The 15,677-nt window shown below is 67.4% G+C and carries 12 protein-coding genes and 1 pseudogene; 7 read left to right on the plus strand and 6 right to left on the minus strand.

Translation table 11 applies throughout. The features are described from left to right. Nucleotides 1-28: 28 nt before the first annotated feature. The gene (locus OG867_RS04860; RefSeq protein WP_328903020.1) at nucleotides 29-289 is read right to left on the minus strand and encodes a GlsB/YeaQ/YmgE family stress response membrane protein; all 261 of its coding nucleotides are present in this window, start codon (nucleotides 287-289) and stop codon (nucleotides 29-31) included. 270 nt (nucleotides 290-559) lie between these two features. On the opposite strand from OG867_RS04860, the gene OG867_RS04865 reads away from it, so the two are divergent. Then, nucleotides 560-1,414 (plus strand): FG-GAP-like repeat-containing protein, encoded by an 855-nt coding sequence (locus OG867_RS04865; protein ID WP_406283081.1) that lies wholly within the window; start codon nucleotides 560-562, stop codon nucleotides 1,412-1,414. Nucleotides 1,415-1,577: 163 nt separating this feature from the next. Further along, nucleotides 1,578-2,459: an FG-GAP repeat domain-containing protein gene (locus tag OG867_RS04870; protein ID WP_406290763.1), complete on the plus strand. Its 882-nt coding sequence runs from the start codon at nucleotides 1,578-1,580 to the stop codon at nucleotides 2,457-2,459. An 88-nt stretch (nucleotides 2,460-2,547) separates the two neighbouring features. Here OG867_RS04870 and acnA read toward each other — a convergent pair whose 3' ends face one another. Next, a complete protein-coding gene (gene acnA, locus OG867_RS04875) occupies nucleotides 2,548-5,262 on the minus strand; it encodes an aconitate hydratase AcnA (RefSeq protein ID WP_328903018.1) in 2,715 nt (904 codons plus the stop codon). Between the two features lie 198 nt (nucleotides 5,263-5,460). Next, nucleotides 5,461-6,726, minus strand: coding sequence for an MFS transporter (locus OG867_RS04880; RefSeq protein WP_406283083.1), 1,266 nt, complete (start codon nucleotides 6,724-6,726; stop codon nucleotides 5,461-5,463). A gap of 46 nt (nucleotides 6,727-6,772) precedes the next feature. Here OG867_RS04880 and OG867_RS04885 point away from each other — a divergent pair, with 46 nt between their 5' ends. Beyond that, complete coding sequence (locus OG867_RS04885; protein WP_328903016.1) at nucleotides 6,773-7,147, plus strand: MerR family transcriptional regulator; 375 nt, start codon at nucleotides 6,773-6,775, stop codon at nucleotides 7,145-7,147. An 11-nt stretch (nucleotides 7,148-7,158) separates the two neighbouring features. On the opposite strand, the gene OG867_RS04890 is transcribed toward OG867_RS04885, so the two are convergent. Continuing rightward, the gene (locus tag OG867_RS04890; RefSeq protein WP_328903015.1) at nucleotides 7,159-7,839 is read right to left on the minus strand and encodes an MOSC domain-containing protein; all 681 of its coding nucleotides are present in this window, start codon (nucleotides 7,837-7,839) and stop codon (nucleotides 7,159-7,161) included. Nucleotides 7,840-7,987: 148 nt separating this feature from the next. Between OG867_RS04890 and OG867_RS04895 the strand changes: the two genes are divergently transcribed. Further along, complete coding sequence (locus OG867_RS04895) at nucleotides 7,988-9,517, plus strand: UDP-N-acetylglucosamine 1-carboxyvinyltransferase (protein WP_018100749.1); 1,530 nt, start codon at nucleotides 7,988-7,990, stop codon at nucleotides 9,515-9,517. Between the two features lie 475 nt (nucleotides 9,518-9,992). On the opposite strand, the pseudogene OG867_RS04900 reads toward OG867_RS04895, so the two are convergent. Together OG867_RS04900 and OG867_RS04905 are read right to left on the minus strand one after the other, a co-directional pair. Beyond that, nucleotides 9,993-10,416, minus strand: a pseudogene (locus OG867_RS04900) (hypothetical protein); the annotation flags it as partial. A gap of 45 nt (nucleotides 10,417-10,461) precedes the next feature. Beyond that, nucleotides 10,462-10,824, minus strand: a complete 363-nt coding sequence (locus OG867_RS04905) for a hypothetical protein (RefSeq protein WP_406283086.1) — start codon at nucleotides 10,822-10,824, stop codon at nucleotides 10,462-10,464. Between the two features lie 528 nt (nucleotides 10,825-11,352). On the opposite strand from OG867_RS04905, the gene OG867_RS04910 reads away from it, so the two are divergent. From OG867_RS04910 to OG867_RS04920, 3 genes are all read left to right on the plus strand, one after another. After that, the gene (locus tag OG867_RS04910) at nucleotides 11,353-13,194 is read left to right on the plus strand and encodes a DUF262 domain-containing protein (protein ID WP_406283088.1); all 1,842 of its coding nucleotides are present in this window, start codon (nucleotides 11,353-11,355) and stop codon (nucleotides 13,192-13,194) included. Beyond that, nucleotides 13,191-14,228, plus strand: coding sequence for a CBS domain-containing protein (locus OG867_RS04915; RefSeq protein ID WP_362273624.1), 1,038 nt, complete (start codon nucleotides 13,191-13,193; stop codon nucleotides 14,226-14,228). Before OG867_RS04910 ends, OG867_RS04915 begins: the two co-directional genes overlap by 4 nt. A 146-nt stretch (nucleotides 14,229-14,374) precedes the next feature. Further along, nucleotides 14,375-15,562: a serine/threonine-protein kinase gene (locus tag OG867_RS04920; protein WP_406283090.1), complete on the plus strand. Its 1,188-nt coding sequence runs from the start codon at nucleotides 14,375-14,377 to the stop codon at nucleotides 15,560-15,562. Nucleotides 15,563-15,677: the final 115 nt, after the last annotated feature.

Here is a 15,677-nt window from a genome sequence, read left to right on the forward strand (position 1 = left end):
GACCGGGCGTTCGTCGTACGGCCGGGGGTCAGGCGCGGCGTCGGGCCCACATCGGGCTGACGAAGGCGATGAGCACGGCGGCGACACCGATCTGGAAGATGTGCCGGATCCAGTCGATGCCCCCGGTGTCAGCCACACCGAAGGCGCTGGCGAGGGCGTTGCCGGCGAGGCCGCCGACGATGCCGAGCAGGACGGTCAGCCACAGGGGGATGGGCTGACGGCCGGGGACGACCAGCTTGGCCAGCAGGCCGATGACGAGTCCCGCGATGATGGCCCAGAGAAATGACACGACAACTCCTCTTCTACCGCTGTCCGACTGGTTTCGGGAAGCTGACTTCCGCATGCCCGGCATACACCGGTGTACGCGTTCCTCTCCGCACGAAGGACGATCGGGCTCCCTGCGATGTCCGCATACCGGGGCGAAGACGTGGGGTTGGCCTCATTTCGACAAACCCTTGGAGACGTGAGGGAGTCGTGAAAGGATCACCCTCAATTCCGTGGCGTGTCCCCGTATCCCGCGGCGCGTCACGCCTCGTCCCACCACCCATGGAGAACACACGTGGCCAAGATCTCTGGCCGTCGGCACGGACGGGCTGCCGCCCGTCTCGCCGCCGCGATAACCGCGGCCCTGGTCGTCACCGGCGCTGCCGCCGCCTCCGCCTCCGCCGCCGAGGTCGGCGACGCGCCGATGTTCGGCCTCTACGGCCTCGACGGCTCCGGCAACGCGTACACCTACGTGCCGCAGGGTGACGGCACCCTCTCGTCGCGCGTCCAGTTCGAGACCGGCATGACGGGCCTCGCGTTCGTCGGCCTGGTGGACAACGACGCGGACAACCTCGCGGACGGCCGCTGGCAGCTCGGCACCTCGGGCAACATCTGGTACTACGAGGGCAACTCCCCTGCCAAGAAGATCGGTTACGGCTGGGACACCTACAACACCGTCGTCTCGGTGGGCCAGTTCGGCGGCGCCGAGGGCGGGGACCTGCTCGCCCGCGACAACAAGGGCGACGTCTACCTGTACCTGGGTTACGGCGACGGTACGGTCACCAAGCGCCTGAAGGTCGGCTACGGGTGGGACATCTACACCCAGATCGCGGGCAACGGCGACCTGGACGGCGACGGCAAGGGCGACCTCGTCGCGCGCGACAAGTCGGGCGTCCTGTGGCTCTACAAGGGCACGGGCGACCAGAAGGCCCCGTACGCCAAGCGCACCAAGATCGGCAGCGGCTGGAACCAGTACAACACCCTCTTCGCCGCCGGCGACCTGAACATGGACGGCCGGACCGACCTGGTCGCCCGCAACGCCAAGGGCGAGCTGTACCTGTACGCGGGCACCGGCAACGGAGCCGCCCCGTACAAGCCGAAGGCCATCATCGGCACTTCGGGCTGGAACACGTACCGCCTCTTCTTCTGAGCCGGTCACAGCGGTTACACACTCATGACGAAACGTGAAGGTTTCACGTACGAAATCGTGACACGATTCCGCTGAAACCGTGGCCCGCCGCCCACGTGCGGCGGGCCACTCCCACTTCACGATCCATGGAGTACTTGTGGCCAAAACCACTGGCCGGCACCACATGCGCATAGCCGCTCGCGCGGCAGCCGCGGCGCTCACCGCCGCCCTCGTCGCCACCGGCACCTCCGCCGTGGCCGCCGACGCCCCGCAGCCTTCGCTCGGCGCCTCGGCCGACCAGCCGGCAGCGGCTCCGGCCGCGGCCGCCGCGGCCGGCAACCCGAGCTTCTCGCTCTACGCCGTCAACTCCGCGGGTATCGCGTACGCGTACGGCGCGAACGGCAAGGGCGGTCTCACGGCCCGCAAGCAGTACGGCAAGGGCTGGATCGGCGTCACCGCGATGATGCAGGTCGACCACCAGAACGACGGTGACAGCGACGGCCTCTGGTTCCGTGAGTCCAACGGAGACATGGGCTACCTGCAGTTCGACTCGTCGTCCGTCAAGATCGGCTACGGGTGGAACACCTACAGCAAGATCGTCTCTCCCGGCCAGATCGGTGGAGCCGCCGGGGGTGACATCCTCACCGTCGACACCAAGGGCGACCTGTACGTCTACCTCGGCTACGGCAACGGCAAGGTCACCAAGCGCATCAAGGCCGGCTACGGCTGGAACATCTACAGCGAGATCGCCGGCAACGGCGACCTGAACGGCGACGGCAAGAACGACGTCGTCGCGCGCGACAAGTCGGGCGTCCTGTGGCTGTACAAGGGCACCGGCAACCAGAACGCGCCGTTCGCCAAGCGCACCCAGATCGGCAGCGGCTGGAACCAGTACAACCGTCTGATCTCCACGGGTGACATCGACCTGGACGGCAAGACCGACCTGATCGCCCGCAAGGGCGGCGAGCTGTACCTGTACAGCGGCACCGGCAACGCCGCGGCCCCGTACAAGGCCAAGAAGAAGATCGGCACGAGCGGCTGGGACAGCTACAAGTTCCTGTTCTGATCCGCACGGCAGCTCTTCCCGGAGCATGAGAGAGGGCCGCACCCCCGTCACCGGGGATGCGGCCCTCTCGCCGTACTGCCGCTGATCCCTACTTGCGGATCAGGCTGCGGAGCACGTACTGCAGGATGCCGCCGTTGCGGTAGTAGTCCGCCTCACCGGGGGTGTCGATGCGGACGACGCCGTCGAACTCCACACCGGTGTCCGTGGTGACCTTGACGGTGCGCGGGGTGGTGCCGTCGTTCAGCTCGGTCACACCGGTGAAGGAGAAGGACTCCTCGCCGGTCAGACCGAGGGTCTCGGCGGTCTGGCCCTCCGGGAACTGGAGCGGCAGGACGCCCATGCCGATGAGGTTCGAGCGGTGGATGCGCTCGTAGGACTCGGCGATGACGGCCTTGACGCCGAGGAGCGCGGTGCCCTTGGCCGCCCAGTCGCGGGACGAGCCGGAGCCGTACTCCTTGCCGGCCAGGATGACCAGCGGGGTGCCGGCGGCCTGGTAGTTCTGCGAGGCGTCGTAGATGAACGACACCGGGCCGTCCTGCTGCGTGAAGTCGCGGGTGAAGCCGCCCTCGGTGCCCGGCGCGATCTGGTTGCGCAGGCGGATGTTGGCGAACGTGCCGCGGATCATGACCTCGTGGTTGCCACGGCGCGAGCCGTAGGAGTTGAAGTCACGGCGCTCGATGCCGTGCTCCGTGAGGTACTGACCGGCCGGGGTGTCGGCCTTGATCGCACCGGCCGGGGAGATGTGGTCGGTGGTGACCGAGTCGCCCAGCTTGGCGAGGACCCGGGCGCCGGCGATGTCCTCGACCGGCGAGGTCTCCATGGTCATGCCCTCGAAGTACGGGGGCTTGCGCACGTAGGTGGACTCGGAGTCCCACTCGAAGGTGTTGCCGGTCGGGATGGACAGCGCCTGCCACTGGGCGTCGCCCGCGAAGACGTCCTGGTAGGACTTGTTGAACATGTCCTCGCCGATGGAGCTCGCGACGACGTCGTTCACCTCGGCCTCGGACGGCCAGATGTCGGCGAGGAAGACGGGCTTGCCGTCCTGGTCGACGCCGAGCGCGTCCTTGGTGATGTCCACCTTCATCGAACCGGCGAGGGCGTACGCGACGACCAGCGGCGGGGACGCCAGGTAGTTCATCTTGACGTCGGGGTTGATCCGGCCCTCGAAGTTGCGGTTGCCGGAGAGCACCGAGGTCACGGCCAGGTCGTGCTCGTTGACCGCCTTGGAGACCTCCTCCGGCAGCGGGCCGGAGTTGCCGATGCAGGTGGTGCAGCCGTAGCCGACGAGGTTGAAGCCGACCTTGTCGAGGTAAGGGGTCAGGCCCGCCTTGTCGAAGTAGTCGGTGACGACCTTCGAACCCGGGGCGAGGGTGGTCTTGACCCACGGCTTGCGGGTCAGGCCCTTCTCGACCGCCTTCTTCGCCACGAGCGCCGCGGCGACCATGACGTACGGGTTCGAGGTGTTGGTGCAGGAGGTGATCGCGGCGACGGTGACGGCGCCGTGGTCCAGCTCGTACGTGGTGCCGTCGGGGGCGGTGACGGTGACCGGGTTCGACGGGACGCCGTTGGTGGCGGCCGGGGAGTCGGAGGCCGGGAAGGACTCCTTGCCCGCCTCCTCGTCGTCGTCGACGTAGTTGCGGACGTCCTGGGCGAACTGGGCCTTGGCGTTGGCGAGGACGATGCGGTCCTGCGGGCGCTTCGGGCCGGCGATGGAGGGGACGACCGTGGAGAGGTCGAGCTCCAGTTTCTCGGAGAAGTCCGGCTCGGCGGCCGGGTCCAGCCAGAGGCCCTGCTCCTTGGCGTACGCCTCGACCAGGGCGACCTGCTGGGCGTCGCGGCCGGTCAGGCGCAGGTAGTTGAGGGTCTCCTCGTCGATCGGGAAGATCGCGGCGGTGGAGCCGAACTCCGGCGACATGTTGCCGATGGTGGCGCGGTTGGCGAGCGAGGTGGCGGCGACGCCCTCACCGTAGAACTCCACGAACTTGCCGACGACGCCGTGCTTGCGGAGCATCTCGGTGATGGTCAGCACGAGGTCGGTGGCGGTGGTGCCGGCCGGGAGCTCGCCGGTCAGCTTGAAGCCGACGACGCGCGGGATGAGCATGGAGACCGGCTGGCCGAGCATCGCGGCCTCGGCCTCGATGCCGCCGACGCCCCAGCCCAGCACGCCGAGGCCGTTGACCATGGTGGTGTGCGAGTCGGTGCCGACGAGGGTGTCGGGGTACGCCTGGCCGTTGCGGACCATGACCGTACGGGCCAGGTGCTCGATGTTGACCTGGTGGACGATGCCGGTGCCCGGCGGGACGACCTTGAACTCGCTGAACGCGGTCTGGCCCCAGCGCAGGAACTGGTAACGCTCCTTGTTGCGGCCGTACTCCAGCTCGACGTTCTGGCCGAAGGCGTCCTTCGTACCGAACTTGTCGGCGATGACGGAGTGGTCGATGACCAGCTCGGCCGGGGCGAGCGGGTTGATGCGCTCCGGGTCCCCGCCGAGCTCCTTGACGGCCTCACGCATGGTCGCGAGGTCCACGACACAGGGCACACCGGTGAAGTCCTGCATGATCACGCGGGCCGGCGTGAACTGGATCTCCTGGCTGGGCTGCGCCTGGGAGTCCCAGCCGCCGAGCGCGCGGATGTGGTCGGCGGTGATGTTCGCGCCGTCCTCCGTGCGGAGCAGGTTCTCCAGCAGCACCTTCAGGCTGTAGGGGAGGCGCGCGGAGCCCTCGACCTTGTCCAGCTTGAAGATCTCGTACGACTCGTCGCCCACGCGCAGCGTGCTGCGGGCGTCGAAGCTGTTCGCCGACACGACAGTCTCCTTCATCAATGTGCGCGTATCTCCGCGCCGCGCCTCACCACGGCGGGCGCCGCGTGGTGCCGCCTCGGACCACCGGGCCATCCGCTAAGGTAAGGATTAGTTAGGCAACCCTTACCTGCGGCGGCTCGCTGTGCGCCTTCGGCATATATCTCGATGTCGAGATAACTCTAGTACATGACCGCGGAAGGGTCATGTCCGGGCGCCCCGTGTCCCCTCCCGGCGTATCCCCCTGACCCGCGTCGCCATGGCCACAGCGGCCAGGGCGATCGTCGCCACCCCCGAGGCCGCCAGCACCTGCCGGGGCCCCAGGGCCGCCACGAGCGGGCCGCCCAGCGCGGTGCCCACCGGAGCGGCCGTGAGGAGGGCCGCGCCCCGGACCGCCAGGACCCTGGTCAGCCAGGCAGCCGGGGTGCGGTCCTGGAACAAGGTGTAGGACAGCGCCGTGAAGGGTCCGTAGATCATGCCGCCGAGGCCGAAGCACACGAGGGAGACTCCGGCGGACACGTCCAGGCCGAAGGGCACGAGCATCACCCCCCAGCCGGCGACCACGCCCAGGGTGACCGGCCAGAGCGGCAGCCTGCTCAGTGCGCCGGCCGCCAGGCCACCGACGACGGCGCCCAGGCCGAAGAGCGTCCAGTACAGCCCGAGAAGGCTCGCCCCCGAGTGGAGGTCGTCGGTGACGTGCAGCGGGAGCGCGACCTCCACCGGCCCGTAGAGGAAGTTGAAGAGCCAGGTCAGCGCGAGGACTCCGAGGAGCTCGGGCTGACCACGCAGCAGACGCGGGCCGGCGGCCGGTCGCCCGGTGCCGTCGGGCCCGGTCTCCACCGCCGCCCGCGGCGCACCGCCCAGCCGTCCCACCTGGACCGCGAGAACGGCGAAGGACAGGGCGTCGAGGCCGATGATCCAGGCCGGGCCGACGACCGCCGCCAGGAATCCGGCGAGCGCCGGACCGATGACGACGGACGCCGACGCGCTCGAACCGACCAGTGCGTTCGCGGCCAGACGCCGCTCCGGTGGAAGCATCTGGGCGATCAGCGCATACTTCCCCGCACCACCCCAGGCGTGCAGCACCGACGACCCGGCGAGCAGGACGACGTACAGCACCGGGTGCAGCACGCCCGCCGCCCAGGCGAGCGGCACACAGCCCAGAAGCGCGGCACGCAGGCAGCTGTCCGCCGCGAGCAGCCGCCGAGGAGCCAGTCGCCGCAGCCAACGGCCGAAGAGCAGCGCACCCACGACCCCGGGGAGGGCATAGGCGGCGATCGCGGCACCGACGACCAGCCCCGACCGCCCGGGAGGAGCGATCAGCACCGCGAGCCACGCCACGGCGACCACGCTCATCCCGTCGCCGAGGTCCGAGGCCGCCAGGGCCGGCAGGAGCCGCCGGAACCGGGCGTGCGCGAACAGCGGCCGGTACGCCGACGGCACCAGGCGGCTTGTCCAGGAAAGAGGCACCGCGACAGACTTGCGGTTCAAGCACGCTTGAAGTCAAGGGGGATCAGTGCGCGAGCTGGGCATCGGCGACCTCGCGCGCCAGGTCGGAATGCGCGCCTCCGCGTTGCGCTACTACGAGAGCATCGGCTTGCTGCCGGCCGCCCGGCGCGTCGGGGGCCGGCGCGTCTATCCGGCCGGCGCCCTGCGGCGACTGGCCCTCATCCGAATGGCGCAGCGGGCCGGATTCACCCTGGCCGAGATCCGCCGTCTCCTGGACACCGACGCCGACCGGGGCGCCACCAAGCAGTGGCGCGCCCTCGCGGAGCGGAAGCTTCCCGAACTGGACCGGTTCATCCAGGAGACGCAGACCCTGCGGAACGCCGTCGCCGACTGCCTCGCCTGCGGGTGCATGAACTTCGACAGCTGCCGGCTGCTCTCCTGACGGGCACGTGGTCACGGTGCGGGGCGTGGGGCGTCCGTGCGGCGGCGGACCGCCTCCTTCGTCTCGTCGGGCAGGGCGTCGGCGGCGAGGAGGCGCGGCAGCAGGTCCGGTTCCAGGGTCGTGGCCCGGAACTCCAGTGCCACGGTCACCTCGTGCGCGGGCCGGTGCACGATCTCCAGTCGGTCGCCGGAGCGGATCTCGCCGGGCTCGATCACCCGGAGGTACGCGCCGGGCAGGGCCGCCCGGGTGAACCGTTTGATCCAGCCGTCCCGCTCCAGCCAGCCCTGGAAGGTCCCGCACGGTATCCGGGCGCACGACACCTCCAGGACGACGTCCGGCCCGATCCGCCAGCGCTCCCCGATCAGGGCGCCGTTGACGTCCACGCCGAGGGTGGTCAAGTTCTCGCCGAACACCCCGTTGGCGAGCGGCCGGCCGAGCTCGGCCTCCCAGCCGTCGAGGTCCTCGCGCGCGTAGGCGTAGACGGCCTGGTCGGTGCCGCCGTGGTGCTTCACGTCGTGGACGCGGTCACCGGCCAGACCGACGGCGCCGCTGCCCTTGGGCCCGGGGGCGGTCACCGCGACCGGCCCGTCGACGGGCCGCTTGTCGATGCCGGTCGCGCTGATCCCCTTCCAGGGGTTGGGGCGGGGACGGCCGATGTTCACGGAGAGCACGTGCGTGCCGCGGGAATCCATGGGGCGGGACCCTATGAGGGGCGGGGCCCGGACGCGAGGGAGTTTCGCGCACCGCCCTTCACTCCCCCGCCCCGTCCGGCACACCCCTCTCACCCGAACGGCACACCCCCACGCGAGTGCAATCTCATATCTGAGATAGCCTTTCGCCATGTCAGATGACTACCTCGTACGTATCGGCAAGCTCATCCGTGACGCCCGTCAGCACCGGGGCTGGACACAGAGCCAGCTCGCCGAGGCGCTCGGCACCAGCCAGAGCGCGGTGAACCGCATCGAGCGCGGCAACCAAAACATCAGCCTTGAGATGATCGCCCGTATCGGTGAAGCACTCGACAGCGAAATCGTCTCGCTCGGCTACGCCGGTCCCATGCATCTGCGCGTGGTCGGCGGGCGCCGCCTCTCCGGCGCGATCGACGTCAAGACCAGCAAGAACGCCTGCGTGGCGCTGCTGTGCGCGTCCCTGCTCAACAAGGGCCGTACGGTGCTGCGCCGGGTGGCCCGCATCGAGGAGGTCTACCGCCTCCTCGAAGTGCTCAACTCCATCGGCGTGCGCGCCCGCTGGATCAACGACGGCACCGACCTGGAGATCGTGCCGCCGGCCCGGCTCGACATGGACGCGATCGACGCGGACGCCGCCCGCCGCACGCGCTCCATCATCATGTTCCTCGGCCCGCTGCTGCACCGCATGGACGCGTTCAAGCTGCCGTACGCGGGCGGCTGCGACCTCGGTACGCGGACGATCGAGCCGCACATGATCGCGCTCCGCCGCTTCGGCCTGGACATCGCCGCCACCGAGGGGATCTACCACGCCCGGGTGGACCACTCCGTCACGCCCGGCCGCCCGATCGTGCTGACCGAGCGCGGCGACACCGTGACCGAGAACGCCCTGCTGGCCGCCGCCCGCCACGACGGCACCACGGTCATCCGGAACGCCTCCTCCAACTACATGGTCCAGGACCTCTGCTTCTTCCTGGAGGCGCTGGGCGTACGCGTGGACGGCGTCGGTACGACGACCCTCACGGTGCACGGTGTGCCCGAGATCGACGTGGACGTGGACTACTCGCCGTCCGAGGACCCGGTCGAGGCGATGAGCCTGCTGGCCGCGGCCGTCGTCACGGAGTCCGAGCTGACGATCCGCCGGGTCCCCATCGAGTTCCTGGAGATCGAGCTCGCGGTCCTGGAGGAGATGGGCGTCGACTGCGACCGCACCGCGGAGTACGCGGCGGACAACGGCCGCACTCGCCTGGTCGACCTGACGGTCCGCCCCTCCAAGCTGGAGGCGCCGATCGACAAGATCCACCCGATGCCGTTCCCCGGCCTCAACATCGACAACGTCCCGTTCTTCGCGGCCATCGCGGCCTCGGCCCACGGCCAGACCCTGATCCACGACTGGGTCTACGACAACCGCGCCATCTACCTCACCGACCTCAACCGCCTCGGCGGCCGCCTCCAGCTCCTGGACCCCCACCGCGTGCTGGTCGAGGGCCCCACCCGCTGGCGCGCCGCCGAAATGATGTGCCCCCCGGCCCTCCGCCCCGCGGTGGTCGTCCTCCTGGCCATGATGGCGGCGGAAGGCACGTCGGTGCTGCGCAACGTGTACGTGATCAACCGCGGCTACGAGGAGCTGGCGGAACGGCTGAACTCGGTGGGGGCGCAGATCGAGATCTTCCGGGACATCTGACGGGTGGGGTGTTGTGCCCCTTGGCGGCACGGGGCACGACACCCCAACATGCCAGCTGACCTGCGGATATTTACCTTCACAGCCCTCCACTGATCACTGTTGTTTTTCAGCACCTTGTGCAACGCACGTGCAAGATGATCTTGAATGAGTGACGGTACGTCAGAGACGTCTGAGTGCCCATCAGCCTTCACGGTGGGTTTGCTGCTCGGACGACAAGACCGGCAACGCGTATCTACGAAGCCCTCCGAGTCCACGACCACTGACGGCCTTCCTCCTGCACAACGCTGCAGTAGGGCCGGCAGGTTCGGTGCGCCGTCAGGTGACCTGAACCGGTGGATTCGATACGTCGGGCAGCTACGATCTTCCTCAGCGCAGTCGACGGGTCTCAGGAACCCATCCCTTGCGATGGTCGGCTGCCCGCCGCTACTGATCGGCGTTTTGGGGCGACAGCGCATTGCCGAACACACCGATACGTCTACGCCGGCAACGCGGGGAACACCACCACCGGGCCGTCCTTGTCGCGGGCAATCTCAATCGCCACGTCTGTCGTACGGCTGCTTACTGTGACGCCACGGCCCAGCTGGTGAATCCGGGTGCGCCGCGCTCATGAGGCGATCCACGCCACCGGTCGTGAAGACGGGCTCCCGCAAGCCGCTCGGGCGTGCCAGCTCCAGTGCCGACAGGCGCACCAGGACACCGGCGATGCTTGACTCCATTTCATCGAGGCGCTGCTGATCGCGCCTGAGTTCGCAGGTGAAGTTCTCGAACGGATCGCCGTCGTTGCTCTGTGCGTGCTCGACGGCCTGGAGGACAACCACCCGCCGCTTCAGCGCGATGGCCAGGGAGGCGAGTTCGAGGTGGGTGCGATGGTCATCGACGCCGGGGAACGCCTTGCTCAGCACCGTGTCGGCGTGCCCGCGATCCTGCCCGTCGAATTCACGAGCTCACCGCAGATACCGCCGACCGCCCCCCTTCGGCACATCGGGCGGACGATGCCCTGCCCGAACTGGGCGGTGACCTTCTCCGGGGCCACCATGAATACGGAAGGGGATTTCGGGTCGGGTGCCGCCTGTGGGGAAGTATTCGGCGAGGGAGGCGATCTCGCGGCTGTTGCGGTGGTTCCGCGCAATCTCGACGCGTCCCGTGGAGCGGCCGAGAGCGTCGGTGATCTCGTTGAGGGTGGAGTTCGTTTCCGTAAGGCGCTGACAGTCGTCGGCGAAGACCGTGACAGATATGGCGGCGATACGGACCAGCCGGTAGAAACCGGGCGACAGGTCCTGGCCTTCGTCGACGACAAGATGGGGCATGGTCTCGTCGTATGTGCCGAGCGTCCCGGCGGCCGGGCCGGTGAGGGCCGTCCAGTCGAACCGGTGGCGGCCTCGACGGGGGCACTCGAGACCGTGAGGCCCTGGAGCGTTTCCCGCAGGAGCTGACGCCGGAAGTTGGAGCGAACGGGCCCGGATCAGCGCCTGGGCACAACAGTCTGCATGCCAGTGACCTGATCCAGCAGCGCGAGGAAGGCTGGTTGTACGGCACGGGCGCCAAGAAGGCAGTCGACCGTCCACTGGACGAAGGACGTCACACCGGGCGTCGAAAGCACCACTGATCGCGGCCGGTCCTTCTGATGCGCCACGGACCGCGTTGCTGGAGATCGAGTCGACCTGCCGAAGATCCGCCGATGACAGGCCGAGGTGCTGGTTCGCGCCGCCGCGGCCTCCACCCGAGTCTGAGTGCCTCACACTCGGGTCGATGGCCAAAACCCGGCTTAGCGCCACCTTGGCGTTGACGTCTCATCGATCTCTTGATGCAATGCCTCGTTCGCATGATTCGCGAGGGTGGAGTACGGGAACGTGGCAGGGCTTGACAGCGCAAACCTGAAGAATCTCCTTCGTGACGTCGCCTCCGGGCGCCTTCAACTTCCCGATTTTCAAAGGGAATGGAAGTGGGACGACGATCGCATCCGGGCCATCATCGCGACGGTGACGCTCGACTATCCACTGGGCGTCACGATGACGCTGGAGACCGGCGGGGAGTCCCCGTTCCGTACCCGGCCCCTCACTGGAGCCCAGGCCGGCGCACAGCGCGAACCAAGCTTGCTGCTCCTGGACGGCCAGCAGCGGCTGACATCGCTCTTCCAGGCGCTGTACATCTCAGATGTCCCGGTACTCACGGTGAATTCGCGGGGTAAGCCGGTGAGCCGCTGGTACTACGTGGATATCGCGAAGGCCACAGGCTCCCCCTCCGACCGGGACGAGGCGATCGTCTCAGTGCCGGAGGATCGGATGCTACGTCGGGACTTCGGACGCACCGTCGTGCACGATCTCACCGATACGACAGGTGAGTGCGCCGCCGGCCTTTTCCCGTTGCGCATCGTGTTCGACACGCAGCAGGTCAACGCCTGGCGCCGCGAGTACGAGAAGGCCGACGAAGCGCGGAACTTCCGACTGTGGTCGGAATTCGAAGACAAGGTGCTCCACCCGGTCCGGTCGTTCCAGGTTCCAATGATCAACCTGTCGTCTTCGACATCCATGGACGCTGTCTGCGCGGTCTTCGAGCGGGTCAACACGGGCGGTGTACCGCTCAACGTCTTCGAGCTGCTGACCGCGACGTATGCGGGCAACCGCGCGTACACGAGCCGGACGGGTGCCTACTACGACCTCCCCTCCGCTTGGCGCTCGATCAAGGAACACGTAGCGGAGCGGTACCCTGCGCTCGGCCGCCTCGAAGTAGACCTCGACGACGGCCTCAGCAACAGCGATTTCCTGCAGTCCGTGGCCCTTGTGCGGACCTGGAACCGCAAGCAGCAGGACCCCTCGGTAGGCGTCTCCTGTAAGCGACGCGACCTCCTGGAACTTCCTCTAGCCGACTTCGAGGGGCTGTCCCTGCGCTTGAAGGACGCCTTCGAGTGGACAGGCGGATTTCTGTTCTCCCAGTGCATCGTCCATGTGGCCGACCTGCCATACCGCACCCAACTCGTTCCGCTGGCGGCGGTCCGGGCCATCCTCGGTGATGAAACCGACACTCCGGAAGCGATTCGGAAGATCGAGCAGTGGTATTGGTGCGGCGTCCTCGGTGAGATGTACGGGGGCTCGACCGAGACGCGGTTCACCCGCGACGTCGAGCAACTGGTTGCCTGGATCCGCCGAGATGAGGCCGCCCCCGACACAGTCACCGACGCATTCTTCTTCCCCGACCGCCTGCATACGCTCAAGACCCGGAACAGTGCTGCTTACAAGGGAATTTACGCTCTCCTGGTCAAGCAAGGGGCGGTGGATTGGCACTACGCGGAGACTCCGCTGGTTCCTGGTCGGCTCATGGAGTACGGGGTGGACGTCCACCAGGTCTTCCCCCGAAACTGGTTGCGCAAGAACTTGGATGATACGTATCCGGCGACCTCCATCGTCAACAAGACGCCCCTGTCATTGCGCGCCTCTCAATCTCTCATCGGAGCGCCCGCCGCTTACGTGGAGTCCCTGGCAGCTGCCGCCGATCTGCGCCCGGAATGGTTCGACGACGTGCTTCTGACTCACCTCGTCGACCCCAAGGCTCTCCGTGCGAACGACTACGTGACGTTCTTCGAGTCCCGTGCCGCGGCCCTCGAAGAACTCGTGTACCAGGCCATGGGGAAGCGAACCACCGTTGTTCGTGACGCAGCGGACGTGGAGGCCGACCGTTGATCAGGAAGCCGGGATCGCAGAAGCTGATCGAGCTCAAAGGCGTAGAGGTACAACTTGAGGCACTCTTGGACCTCTTCGCTGTGCGTACACGCCGGAACGCGATCGTCCACGAAATCAGTAAGGCGCTCGCCGACGTCGGCTTGACCACTTTGCCCGACTTCTCGACCTGCCCCGCACGGAGCAGCGTGCGCCTTGTGGAACTAACCGCAGCGCCCTCCCTACCGGAGCCCGCAGACGACGAGATTCCGGAGCCGCTTCCCCCTGGGATGCTGCCGCAGCGGCTACTCATCGGCGATCTTCCGTCCGCATCCGGCGGCGTGGTCTGCGTACCCTTCGGCGCCCAACTATTCGAGGCCACCTACCTCATGCGGCACAAGGGGATCGCGCAGATCCCGGTGACCAGCAACAGGACCAGGCTCCACGGCATCGTCACCTGGCGCTCCCTGGCTCTCATGTACGAAAACGGAAAGGAGGCGACGCTGGAGAACGCCATGCAACAGGAGTCCTTGCCGGTGTTCGACAGTCGCGAGGACCTCTTCAGCTGCCTGCCGCAACTCACCGACCACGGCTACCTGCTGGTACGGGACCAGGAAGGGGAACTCACAGGCATCGTGACCTATCGCGAGATCGTCCGACGCTTCCAATACACCGCGCGCCCCTTCTTCCTTCTCGGCGAGATCGAGTCACTGCTGCGGCGATGGCTGGGCGAGGCGTTGGATACCAGTGCAATCGTGGCGGTTCAGGGCAATCGGAAGGCCGAGGACCGAACGGGAAGTATTCAGGATCTTACGTTCGGCGACTACGTACACCTGCTCGACGGCAACCAGAAGAAGCAACAGCTAGCCGAACAAGCGGACCGGAACTGGGCTGCCATCGGCCACCCGACGCTTGACCGAGGACAGTTCGTTCACCACCTCGAACGTGTTAAGGACATCCGGAATCGCGTTGCTCACTTTGATACGGATCCGCTGCCCCGGCAGGACCTGCGCGAGTTGACGGCGTTCGCTGACCTGCTTCGTGAGTACGTTCGCTGACTCTCGCCGGAGCAACGCGTCCGCCCTTGGCGTCTGCGCACGTCAAGGGCCAGAAACAGGCCCTGGCCCGCCGGCGCAGGGATAGGGTGAACCTTCGGTGATGGTGCAACACGGTGACGCGACCGCGAGAGGGTGACGCAGAGAACATGGCAGAGGTGCCCGCGCAGATCGGCCGCTACGTGGTCGAGCGCGAGCTGGGCTCGGGGGGTATGGGAGAGGTCTATCTGGCCTATTCGCCCGGCGGGGACCCGGTCGCGGTGAAGGTGATCCGACGGGATCGCCTCGACCAGGCCACGCGCGCCCGTTTCGAGAAGGAAGCGCTCATCGCGCGAACGGTCGTGGGTACGAACCGAGTGGCACGCTTCCTCGATGCCGATCCGTACGCCGAGCAGCCCTGGATGGCCGTCGAGTACGTCCCAGGACATACGGTTCACGAGCAAGTACAGGGCCGGGGCACGCTCCCTACCCCCCTCGTCGCCAGCCTCGGCGCGCTGCTCGCCGAAGGGCTCGAAGCCGTTCATAAAGTGGGCCTACTCCATCGCGATCTCAAACCGCAGAACGTCATGCTCAGCGAGTACGGTCCGATACTGATCGATTTCGGTCTTGGGGCCTTCGTTGACGCTGACAAGGACAACCTGACGCAGGCCGGGATGATTATCGGCACCATTCGGTGTATACCTCCCGAGCAAGCTCTCGCCCGCACCAAGCCGAAAGAACCTGCCGATGTGTACGGGCTCGGCACAGTGCTGCTCTATGCGGCGACCGGCCACTACCCGTACGAGGGCGCAGACTGGCTCGGAATCGCCACTCAGGTGGCGGACGAGGAGCAGTTCCCGAATCTGGCCGAGCTGCCTGATGCCCTTCTCCCGCTGATCACGGCAATGCTCGCGTACGCGCCGGCCGACCGTCCCATGCTGGCCGAGGTGACCCGGCAGTGTGTAGCACTCGTTGAGGATGCGGGGTTGTCTGCGGCACAAGCCCGCCATGCACTGGTGAATGCGACGGCTTCCCCCGAAGACAGTGCTCGCGAGGCGCAGAACAAAGGCCCGTCCTCCTCGGTGTGGGAACGCATCGAACAATTCGCGGCCCCGGTCGGCGAGACCAGCACTGCGGACGAGGACGACCACGACAGCCCGCTCGACCGTCCTCTCCCGGCCTCAGAGGACTCCGGCGCTGAGGCGCCTGCCTATCTCACGGAAGACATCGTGCGGGAAGCCGAGAAAACTCCCGATCCGGAGCCGCCGACCCAAAAGTCGAGACGTGGTCGGAAGCCGGCCTCGCTGACGGTTTCCGAGGGCTTGCGGAAGCGGTACGCGATGCAGACAGCGCTGTAGCTCGCCTATCAGGCACATCGTCCGCCGGAGACAATGTCAGTGCACTGCGGTAAAACAACGGCGAATGATCGAGTCGCCGTTCCTCACCTCCGGGCTTCTCCGGAGCGCATGTGAA

The sequence above is a fragment of the Streptomyces sp. NBC_00209 genome (assembly GCF_045206345.1).
Taxonomy (GTDB): Bacteria; Actinomycetota; Actinomycetes; order Streptomycetales; family Streptomycetaceae; genus Streptomyces.

Coding starts and splice junctions, on each gene's coding strand:
- OG867_RS04870 (WP_406290763.1), top strand. CDS start 1,578: ATGCGCATAGCCGCTCGCGCGGCAGCCGCGGCGCTCACCGCCGCCCTC.
- OG867_RS04890 (WP_328903015.1), bottom strand. CDS start 7,839: ATGGATTCCCGCGGCACGCACGTGCTCTCCGTGAACATCGGCCGTCCC.
- OG867_RS04895 (WP_018100749.1), top strand. CDS start 7,988: ATGTCAGATGACTACCTCGTACGTATCGGCAAGCTCATCCGTGACGCC.
- OG867_RS04905 (WP_406283086.1), bottom strand. CDS start 10,824: ATGCCCCATCTTGTCGTCGACGAAGGCCAGGACCTGTCGCCCGGTTTC.
- OG867_RS04920 (WP_406283090.1), top strand. CDS start 14,375: ATGGCAGAGGTGCCCGCGCAGATCGGCCGCTACGTGGTCGAGCGCGAG.